Here is a 1,313-nt window from a genome sequence, read left to right as displayed (position 1 = left end):
GACGAAGGTCGAATCGTGATCGAGAGCCAGAAAGAACAGGACCGGCCCGAGCGAGATCGGCAATGTCGCTATCATCGCGGCCACGAGCGGGCCGGAGCGCTCCGCCAGAATGGAGCAGCAGACGACCACCGAGGCGGCGATCGCCATCTTGAAGGGCAGCAGGGCGAGCCCTGCGCTCAAGCCGTTTCGCCCCGCGCCCAGCCTTCCTTCGTTTCCGCGATGAAGTCGGAGAGGCGGCCGGCAGCGATGGCGGCGCGCAGGCCGGCCATCAGGTCCTGATAATAGGCGAGATTCACCCAGGTCAGCAGCATCTTGCCGAGCATCTCCTCCGCCTTGACGAGATGGTGGAGGTAGGCGCGCGACCAGTTGTTCGCCGCCGGGCAGGACGATTGCTCGTCGATCGGCCGCGGATCCTCTGCATGCTTGGCGTTCTTGAGGTTCATCCGGCCGAAGCGGGTGAAGATCTGGCCGTGACGGCCGGCGCGTGTCGGCATCACGCAGTCGAACATGTCGATGCCGCGCGCGACCGACTGAATGATGTCGTCCGGCGTGCCGACGCCCATGAGATAGCGCGGCTTCTCCTGCGGCAGATGCGGCTCGACGGTCTCGATCATCGCCAGCATGATGTCCTGTGGCTCGCCGACCGCAAGCCCCCCGACGGCATATCCCTTGAGATCCATGGCGGCGAGTTCGCGCGCGCTCTCGACGCGCAGATGGGGCACCGCGCCACCCTGAACGATGCCGAACAGGGCGCGGCCGGGATGGTTGCCGAAGGCCGTCTTGCAACGCTCCGCCCAACGCAGCGACAGTCGCATCGCCTTCTCGGCCACCTTGTCCTCGCAGGGCAGCCCAACGCATTCGTCGAGCTGCATCACGATATCGGAACCGAGAAGGTTCTGGATCTCGACCGAGCGCTCGGGCGTCAGCACATGCTTCGAACCGTCGATATGGGAGCGGAAGGTCACGCCCTCCTCCGTCAGCTTCCGGAGCTGCGACAGCGACATCACCTGGAAGCCGCCGGAATCGGTCAGGATCGGGTGCGGCCAGTTCATCAACTTGTGAAGGCCACCGAGCTTCGCGACCCGCTCGGCGCCCGGGCGAAGCATCAGGTGATAGGTGTTGCCGAGCACCACGTCGGCTCCGAGTGCCCTCACCTGGTCGGGATACATGCCCTTCACGGTGGCGGCGGTGCCGACCGGCATGAAGGCGGGCGTCCGGATGACGCCACGCGGCATGCTGATCGCTCCCGTGCGAGCGGCGCCGTCGCGCGCGGCGACATGAAAGGCGAACTCCGTCGTGGCGCCCGGCGGCGT

Annotated in this window: 1 protein-coding gene and 1 pseudogene; both read right to left on the bottom strand. The window is 66.4% G+C overall.

From position 1 onward, the window contains the following. Positions 1-180, bottom strand: a pseudogene (locus tag ACIPIA_RS16475) (hypothetical protein); the annotation flags it as partial. Next, on the bottom strand, positions 177-1,313 hold a 1,137-nt coding region (tgt, locus tag ACIPIA_RS16470), incomplete at its 5' end, for a tRNA guanosine(34) transglycosylase Tgt (protein ID WP_400511052.1). The pseudogene ACIPIA_RS16475 and the gene tgt, both read right to left, overlap by 4 nt.

Source organism: Allobosea sp. CER48 (genome assembly GCF_044752385.1).
GTDB lineage: Bacteria > Pseudomonadota > Alphaproteobacteria > Rhizobiales > Beijerinckiaceae > Allobosea.
Note: the sequence above shows the minus strand (reverse complement) of the source record. Positions and strands in the feature narration are given on the sequence as shown.